The 8,779-nt window shown below is 63.8% G+C and carries 8 protein-coding genes; 2 read left to right on the forward strand and 6 right to left on the reverse strand.

The genetic code is table 11. The annotated features are described in order from the left end of the window. Positions 1–16: 16 nt before the first annotated feature. From RIT73_RS15830 to RIT73_RS15845, 4 genes are all read right to left on the reverse strand, one after another. Positions 17–1,531 carry a gamma-glutamyltransferase gene (locus RIT73_RS15830; RefSeq protein ID WP_309133064.1) on the reverse strand — a complete coding sequence of 505 codons (1,515 nt, stop codon included), beginning with the start codon at positions 1,529–1,531 and terminating at the stop codon, positions 17–19. A 119-nt stretch (positions 1,532–1,650) separates the two neighbouring features. Beyond that, positions 1,651–2,460: an amino acid ABC transporter ATP-binding protein gene (locus RIT73_RS15835; protein ID WP_309133065.1), complete on the reverse strand. Its 810-nt coding sequence runs from the start codon at positions 2,458–2,460 to the stop codon at positions 1,651–1,653. 76 nt (positions 2,461–2,536) lie between these two features. Continuing rightward, positions 2,537–3,364, reverse strand: a complete 828-nt coding sequence (locus tag RIT73_RS15840) for an amino acid ABC transporter permease (RefSeq protein WP_309133066.1) — start codon at positions 3,362–3,364, stop codon at positions 2,537–2,539. Beyond that, positions 3,361–4,224 carry an ABC transporter substrate-binding protein gene (locus RIT73_RS15845; protein ID WP_309133067.1) on the reverse strand — a complete coding sequence of 288 codons (864 nt, stop codon included), beginning with the start codon at positions 4,222–4,224 and terminating at the stop codon, positions 3,361–3,363. The genes RIT73_RS15840 and RIT73_RS15845 overlap by 4 nt, the downstream gene beginning before the upstream one ends. Before the next feature lie 307 nt (positions 4,225–4,531). Here RIT73_RS15845 and RIT73_RS15850 point away from each other — a divergent pair, with 307 nt between their 5' ends. Then, positions 4,532–5,215, forward strand: a complete 684-nt coding sequence (locus tag RIT73_RS15850; RefSeq protein ID WP_309133068.1) for an FCD domain-containing protein — start codon at positions 4,532–4,534, stop codon at positions 5,213–5,215. Positions 5,216–5,236: 21 nt separating this feature from the next. On the opposite strand, the gene RIT73_RS15855 is transcribed toward RIT73_RS15850, so the two are convergent. Then, positions 5,237–5,932, reverse strand: a complete 696-nt coding sequence (locus RIT73_RS15855; RefSeq protein ID WP_309133069.1) for a GntR family transcriptional regulator — start codon at positions 5,930–5,932, stop codon at positions 5,237–5,239. After that, positions 5,929–7,761, reverse strand: a complete 1,833-nt coding sequence (locus RIT73_RS15860; RefSeq protein ID WP_309133070.1) for a gamma-glutamyltransferase — start codon at positions 7,759–7,761, stop codon at positions 5,929–5,931. The genes RIT73_RS15855 and RIT73_RS15860 overlap by 4 nt, the downstream gene beginning before the upstream one ends. Positions 7,762–7,917: 156 nt before the next feature. Between RIT73_RS15860 and RIT73_RS15865 the strand changes: the two genes are divergently transcribed. After that, complete coding sequence (locus tag RIT73_RS15865) at positions 7,918–8,607, forward strand: YoaK family protein (protein ID WP_309133071.1); 690 nt, start codon at positions 7,918–7,920, stop codon at positions 8,605–8,607. The last annotated feature ends 172 nt before the right edge of the window (positions 8,608–8,779 follow it).

Raw genomic sequence — 8,779 nt, forward strand, 5'->3', positions numbered from 1 at the left:
CAGTGCCCCTCACAGCTCAACCGACCCAGGCGGATCCGTTCGACCTCGGGTCGGATGCGGCGAGGGGCACTGGTCCCCGCAGATCGATGATGTTGGCGTGCCCCATATCGTCGGAGAACGGCGGAACCCTCCGCGGGCCGGCCTCAGCCCCGACCGCCAGGGCGTCCACCAGGACCTGGGGTACATCGGACTCCACCGTGATCGTGCGATCGGGATCGCCCGGCTGCTTGGGACCAGATACCCAGCGCGGGAGGTCGACGGCTTCGGACGGCGACTTCCCGCGCAGCAGATTGACCACCAGGCGGGCGTGGATCTGAGCTTGTGCCTTGCCGCCCATCGTCGACTGCACGAGCAGCGGTGCGTTCGCAGCGTCGGTGACGAGCACCGGCATGAGCGTATGCGCGGGCCTCGCTCGAGGACGGAGGACCTGTGGTGACGTGGGATCGAGCGAGAACATCGAACCCCGGCTCTGGAACAGGATGCCGGTCGACTCATCGAAGCACAGGGACCCGAACCAGGAGTAGAGGCTCTGGATCAGGGACACGCTGATACGTTCGTCGCTCGCGGCGATCCCAATTGTGTCGCCGCTCGCGGTGGGCGCCGGCACGGTCTCCCGGGGTTTCGCATTTCGGTCCAGCAGAGCGGCTGGGGTGGTGCCTTCGGCGAGGATCGAGTCGCGCAGATCGTCGGAGATCGTGAAGGAGTCAAGCCAGATCCGCGCCAACACCTCATCGCTCATTCTGGTCAGGTCCTCACCGCCCAGCTCCTCACGTAGGTCGTCGAGGAGCCGCAGGAGCGCGAATCCCTGGCTGGGCGCACCACTGGTGTGCACACGGTGACCGGCGAACCCTGCCGACAGGGGCTTCTCCAGGCGGACCTCGTACTCGGCGAAGTCAGTTGCTGCGAAGTCCGGACGGACGGTTCGCAGATAGCCGAGAACCGCCTCGGCGATCGCACCGGTGTAGAAGTCGTCGAGCCCGACTTCGGCGATCCGGGCCAGGGTCCTGCCAAGGGCCGGATTCGACGCCGAGGTCGCTGTTTCCCAATCCGGACCGATGAGCTTCTCCATGAGAGACGCGGCTTCGGACACCTCGGCGATCGTGTCGCTGATGGCATTGCGCACCGAGGAGGAGAGGGGATACCCCTGAGCGTGCGTGATCGCCGGCGCGAGGATGGTCGCCCAGTCCAAGCGCCCATATCTCTCATGGAGATGCTTCCAGCCCTTGAGCGCCCCCGGTACAGTGATCGTCTTCGGACCGCGGTGCGGAGCCCTGCCGGAGCTCCCCCAGGCGCCTGGCTCCGCCGCGGCTGGTGCCCATCCGAACGCTGTCACCAGTTCCGGCTCCCCGGAATCCTCCGACACGAGCGCCACGAGGTCTCCGCCGATCGAGGTGTTGTGCGGGTAGACGACGGTGAGCACGGCGGCCGCGGACAGTGCGGCGTCGACGGCGCTGCCGCCCAGTCGGTACATCTGCTCACCCGCCTCGGTGGCGAGGTGATGGGGTGCCGCGATGGCTCGATGTCCGGGCATGGTCTTCCTTCGGGTTGACGACGATGATGTCGAAGTTGATGAGCACGCAGTTCGGGATGGCCGGATGGCCGCTTCGATACTGGCTGCGGGACGAGGACGATGAGGGAACTCTGGAGCGGTCAGAGTATGCGGGAGAAGAACGCCTTCGTCCGTTCGTGCTTCGGGTTCGAGAACACGTCCGCTGGTCGGCCTTCCTCGACGATGTGACCATCGGCCATGACGACGAGGCGGTCAGCGACCTCTCGAGCGAACCCCATTTCATGGGTGACGACCATCATCGTCATCTGATCCTGAGCGAGTTCGCGCATGACGTCGAGAACCTCACCGACCATCTCGGGGTCGAGCGCCGACGTCGGCTCGTCGAAGAGCATGAGCCGTGGTCGCATGGCCAGCGCTCGCGCGATGGCGACCCTTTGCTTCTGACCTCCGGAGAGACGGGACGGCTTAGTGTGGGCCCGGTTTTCCAAACCCACCCGCTCGAGCAGCTGGAGTCCTCGCTCTCGTGCCTCTTCCTTGGACAGTCCGAGCACCTTCCTCGGGGCGTGGGCGATGTTGTCCAGCGCGGTGAGATGGGGAAACAGATTGAAATGCTGGAAGACGAAACCGATCTCCTTGCGCGCGGAGCGCAGCTGCGGTCCCTTGAGTTTGCGCTGGGTGGTTCCGGCCGCTTCGTCTCGCTGCTGGACTTCGATTCCGTCGACCTCGACGGATCCGCTGGTAATTGGATTCAGCCCGTTGACCGTGCGCAGCAAACTGGTTTTGCCAGCCCCGGAGGGCCCGACGAGGACGACGACCTCGCCTCGACTGACGTTCAGAGAGACGGAGTCGAGGATCTTGACGCCTCCGAGCTCGAGATAGACATTCTCGATCTCGACCAAGTGGGACGTCGGTGAAGCGGGCGCGGTGGCGATGTCGCTCGAGTCACTCATAGATGGGCTCTCTCCTGAGGTCGATGGGTCGTTCGCTTCGAGAGTCGCGATGCTCCGCTGATTCGTGAAGGGCATGTCACGCTCCCGTCGTTGCCAGCCGCGGCGCCGACTCGACCTCTGTGGGCACCGGTCGGTTCCGTCGCCTGCGGGGAACGATGAGCTCGCGGATCCAGGCGATGACCCCCTGCTGGGGATCGATTCCCATGTACTTGTCGAGTCTGTACTCAATCCATCCTTGGATGACCGTCCACACAGTCGTCAGCGCCAGATAGTAGATGGCTGCGACGAGGAAGATCTCGAAGGTCCTGAATGTGGAGGCGCTGAAGCCCTGCGCGACGAGGAACATCTCACTCACCCCGATGATGCTGAGGATGCTCGTCTCCTTCATCAGCTGATTGAAGATGTTGCCGAGCGGCGGCACCATCGTGCGCACGGCCTGCGGGAGGATGATCGAGAGCATGGTCTGGCCGGGCTTCATCGCCAGCACTTCGGACGCCTCGAACTGTCCCTGGTCGACGCCCGAGATTCCACTGCGGACAATCTCCGCGATGTACGACGATTCGTGGATGGTCAAGGTCACGATCGCCGCTTGGATGACCGCCTGCAAGGTGATCGCGCCAACGCTGATGTCGGAGAACCGATAGATGCCCGCCGCGGCGAAACCCGAGTAGACGATGACCAGCTGCACGAGCAGCGGGGTCCCCCGGATCACCCAGATGTAGATGTTTCCGATCGACCTCAGGAAGATGTTGTTTGAGCGCAGGAACAGCGCGATGACGACGCCGAGGACGAGCGCGAGGACCATCGATGCGATCGAGATCCAGATCGTCCTCCACAGCCCAGTGACGAAATCGGGGTGCGGGGTGAGCAGGTGATCCCAGAAGAAGGCCCAGTCGAACGTCATTTGGCGTCCTCGATGGCCATGTCCTCAGTCTTGTACTTCTTCAGGATATTCGTGTATTCGCCGGATTCGATCAGAGCATCGAGTGCGGTGGAGATCGCGTCCTTGAGCTCCGTGTTTCCCTTCTTCACCGCCGCGCCGATCTCGATCATCCCGAACGGATCACCTGTCACCTGGAGGCTTCCATTGGACTTGCCGGCCGTGTAGATCGCGGCCGACTGCGTGTCCACGTACGCATCTATCTGGCCGGTCTGCACCTGCTGCATGCCCATGGTCCCCTCTTCGGTCTTGACCACGGAAATCGCCGGCTTGCCCGCCTCTTCGCATTTTTTGCCCTGTTCGTTGACTGCGACCTCGGCCGTCGTCGACACCTGGAACCCGATCTTGTTCCCGCACATGGTGTCGTCGTAACCCGTGATGCCCTTCGGATTGTCCTTGCTCACCACGACAGCCTGACCGGACATCATATAGGGAACGAAGTCGACCACTTCCTCTCGCTCGGGCTTGATGTAGAGCGAGGACATGATGACGTCGCACTGACCGGCCTGCAGCGTCGGGATCACCGATGCGAATTTCGTCTCGACGAACTTCGTCTGCAATCCCATGAGCGGGCCCAAAGCACGTGCGATGTCCGTCTCGGCGCCGGTCTCCTCGTGAGATTCGGTGTAGTAGGCGTTCGGTGGATTTCCGAAGGAGGCGCAGACCGTCAGCTCCCCCTCGGAAATGGTTTTGGGCGCATCGACGACGGCTTCAACGTCGGAACCGGCGTCTCCGGCGGCCTCTGTGGACGAGCCGCACGCGGTGAGCATCAGGCCCGCCATGGCAATCACGGCTGCGGGGATCATTCTCTTCTTCGAGATCATTGGCAGAGCCTTTCAATTGGTCCAACCACTTTGACTCTGCCGACGTTAGCAGTCAGAATGTGATCTACGCAACAGAAATACGTCTCAGTTCCTTCTCTTCGGCAAAACCGCTGGTAAGACCTTCGGGTCGAAGGCAACGCTCACGTTCGCGCAGAGCGCTGGAAGAGACTCGTTAAACGAGGAGTCCGACATCAAACCACTGCCCGAGAGGTTGGACCACTCTGGAACGAGCCCGGCAACGAAGGTTGAGTCCGATCCTGATTCAATTCCGAGAGTGGTTAAGGTTGGCACAGCCGTGGGAGGGGTGATGAGTAGATCCAGTCTGGGAGTCACCGGCACATCGATCCTGATGAACGCCGTGATGAATGCGATCAGTTCCGGCGAGCTGAAGGAAGGCGAGAAACTCGAGAGCGAGCGTGGCCTGGCTGCTCGATATGGCATCAATCGGACGACAGTGCGCGAGGCGCTGAAGGAACTGGAGGTCAGGGGCTTCGTTCGTCGGGTCCACGGCAGTGGAACCTTCGTCTCCTCCGATCGCGACAATGAACACAAGAGATCGCTGCTCGGGTCGGGTTCGGAATCGGAGCGCCAGTTCCGTGAGGTGATGGATCTGCGTCAGGCGCTCGAACCCGCAATCGCCTTTCGTGCAGCGAAACGGAGCAGTGCCCGGACAGAAGCTCTGGAGGAGATCTTGCACGAAGCGGAAGATCGCGACCCCTCGGAGGTGGCCGAGCTGGCGCTCCTCGACATGCGTTTCCATGTCGAGATCGCTCGGCTGACGCTCAACCCACTGCTCGTAGAGCTGTTGGAGGAGACGCACGAGATCTTCGGCTTCACGCGACGGTCGGAGTTCCAATCCGAGAGTCGGATGCGCACCTCACTGGCCGGTCATCATGCGATAGTCGAAGCCATCCGCCAAGGAAACGGGCCTGCGGCACGCGACGCGATGCACGAGCATCTCTTCGACGTCTCGCAGTCCATCGTCTTCTGAGCCGAAGGGCCGCGATGCGGTTCAGGAGGCCGGGTCTTCGGGGCGTTGCTCGGACATCATGGCGAAGTACGAGTCGCGACTGCGGCGCACGTGGCTGGCCATCAGGTCAGACGCTTTGTCACGCTGACCGGCGTCGACGGCGGCGATGATCTCCCGATGCTCCGGCCAGGCCTGAGGGCCACGGCGAGTGACATTGAGTGAGTACAGCCATTCGATCTTCCCCGAGATCTGACGGAGGAGGCTGACCAGAGACAGACTGCCGCTGAGCTCGGCGATCGCGAAGTGGAACCGCATATTGAGCACCGCCAGGTCCTCGAACCGCTCCTCGGCGATGACCTCGTCTCCAGCGGCCAGAATCTCGTTGATCTCCTTGCGGATCGGCCACCAACCGGGATCCGGAGAGCCCTCGCAACTCTGCGCAGCCGACCTCCTCGCGGCTCGCCGGACAGTGGCAGCTTCGAGGACGATTCGAATCTCGAACAAGTCCTCCGCGTCCTCGATCGGGGAGGGCGCAACGACACTGCCGCTGTAGGGACGCGACTCCACCAGCCCCTCGGCCTCCAGCGAGCGCAGGGCCTCCCGCACCGGAATGCGGGAGACCGAGTACTGCTTCGCCAATGCCGCCTCCCCGAGCTTGCTGCGAGGTGGGAGAACTCCGCTGATGATGTCGGTGCGGATGCGGGCCGCCACGATCACGGTGCTCGACTCAGACTTCATCGGCCTGCCGCATATCCCTGGGCACCGCGCGGGTTCGCTGCCGCAGTCAACTTTCCGGTGGTTGGATCACGAGTCACGCATGAGAGCCGCCCGAGTTCCCAATCACCTGCTCGGGTGATGACATGTCCACGGTCGATGAGGCCATTGATCACTTCGTCACCGAGGCGATCCTCGACCACGGCTCCCCCCGGAACCCAAGTGCGGGGCCAGAAGGAACCCGCGAGTGAGGTGGTGTGCAGTGCCGGCGCATCGATGGCCTGCTGGGGTTCGTAACCGCCGACGAGAATGCGCAGGATCATCAGCAGCTGCCACTGCTCCTGCTGGTCACCGCCCGGTGACCCGAGCGCCATGACCGGTTGGCCGTCCGTGGAGATCAGGGTCGGCGTCAGCGTAGTGCGCGGACGCTTGCCGGGAGCCAGAGCCGAGGGTGAGGATTCGTCGAGCCACATCATCTGCAGGCGGGTGCCCAGGCAGAAGCCGAGCTCCGGAATCACCGGCGATGACTGCAGCCATCCGCCCGAGGGGGTCGCTGAGATCATGTTGCCCCACCTGTCGACGACATCGATGTGACAGGTGTCCCCGTTGTTGACGCCGTTCTTCTGCACGGTCGGCTCGCCTAACCCTGCTTTGAGCATGGCCTCTTGGTCCGCACCGTCGAGCACCAGCGGCGGAGTGAACGTCGCACCAACCCCGTTCCGGTCGGTTCCCGGACGGAACTCGAGGGATGCCTGCTCCCCGATGAGATCGCGCCTGGTCGTGGCATAGTCCTCGCTGAGCAGCCAGTCGAGGTCGACATCGCCGTCCCCGTACCAGGTGTCGCGATCGGCCATCGCGAGTTTGAGCGCTTCGAGGATCGTGTGCGCGCCGATCTCCGTAGAGGGATCGAGCCTTTCGTCGTCGAATCCGTCAAGGATGCGCAAGGCCTGGAGGAGTGCCGGCCCCTGCCCCCAGGCCGCGATCTTCGAGATCGTGTGCCCACGGAATTCGATCGATACCGGCGACTCGAAGTGGGCGTCGAATCCTGCCATGTCCCGGGCGGTGATGACTCCGGCATGGTCGCCCCCGGTCGAATGCCGGTGCGGCGCGCGCACGAATTCGGCAATCGCTTCGGCGACGAAACCGCATTTCCATTCCTTGCGGGCGGCACGGATCCGAGCGGCACGGGGGCCGTCGGAACTCTCGCCCCCGGTGCCGTCGACCGCGTCTCCTGCCGCGATGAGCCGACGCAGCACCTCGGCGTAGGCGTGATTGACGACCATGTCCCCCGGCTCGGGGATCCGGCCCTCGGGCATCCAGAGATCGGCGGAGCTCGGCCAATGCTCGGTGAAGAGTTCCCGCACGCGTTCGATCGTGCCGACGACTCGGGCCAGGACCGGGTGTCCGTTGTCGGCGTAGTCGATGGCGTAGGCGAGAACGTCTGCGAGCTCCCAGGTGCCGTGGTGTTCGAGCAGGTCGAGCCAGGCATCGACTGCGCCGGGAACGGCGGAGGCGAGCGCCCCGGCGCCGGGCACCATGTCGAGTCCCTGCTCCCGATAGTGCTCGATCGTCGCTCCAACCGGAGCCGGACCCTGCCCCATCATCACCATTGGGTGGGCGGGGTCCTCGGCTGTGGCGAAGATGCCGGTCATGTCACCGCCCGGGCCATTGAGGTGGGGTTCGACGACCTGGAGGACGAAGGCGCCGGCCACGGCTGCGTCGAAGGCATTTCCGCCGCGTTCGAGCACCGACTGTGCCGAGGCGGTGGCCAGCCAGTGAGTCGACGCCGACATGCCGAAATGGCCTTCGAGCGTGGGACGCGTGGTGAAGACAAGCGGCGGGGTGAATGGCATTCGGCTCTTCCGATCTACTGAAACATTCGGGGCACTGTTGCATGGACTGTTTTCGCTCAGATTATGAGTCGCGGTAGCAACATATACAATACTGATCAAGTCGCATATTTTGTATACAACATCGCCTCGGATTGTGAGCCCCGCGAAAGGAACACCATGGATCGCCGTTTCGATCTGGCAATGCTGCTGGTTCTCACGTTCTCGACCGGAATGGTCGATGCGATCGGGTACCTCGGATTCGACAAGGTGTTCACCGGCAACATGACTGGCAACGTCGTCATCCTCGGAATGGGGCTCGCGGGCGCCGAGGACGTCCCTGTCCTCCGCCCGGCCCTGGCCCTGGTCTTCTTCATGGTCGGAGCCGCGCTGGGCGGTCGCATCCTCGGCCGCATCGGCGAGGAGTGGCACAAGCGGACGACCCTGATCTTCGGACTGGTGGCGCTCGGCTGCGCCGGGCTGGCCGTCTACGTGGCTCTCGTGCCCGATCCCGAACTCGGCCTGGCCGGCACCATCTTCACCTCGGTGCTCTCCGCGCTCATGGGCGCACAGGCGGCTGCGGCGAGAAGAATGAAGATCGCCGACGTCACCACCGTGGTGGTCACGTCGACGATCGTCGGTCTTGCGTCGGACTCGAAGCTGGCCGGAGGCGACGGCGTCCGCTGGGTCCGTCGCCTTCTCGCGGTCGTGCTCATCCTCCTCGGCGCCCTCGCCGGGGCCGGAACGCTGATGGTCAACCAGTGGATCGGGATCGCCATCGTCGCCGCGGCCATCACTGTCACCACCGTGCTCGGCCACTGCAATGCGCGGAAGAGGCGGAAGGCCCTCGCCGAGGCGGTCAATACCTGAGCAGCGGCGCCTCAATCCGCCCGGTGATTCAGCGCGCGAAGCGCGCGGGTCGGAATCGTGCCAGCAGCGCCGATTCCACACCGGTCACCAGCTCCCGCCCCAGCATCTCGGCGAGGACGAGCGCAACGGTGGCTCCGCTGTGCGAAGCCAGGACGTGCAGGTTGGCCACCCC

It is taken from the genome of Brevibacterium sp. (genome assembly GCF_031179145.1).
Taxonomy (GTDB): Bacteria; Actinomycetota; Actinomycetes; order Actinomycetales; family Brevibacteriaceae; genus Brevibacterium.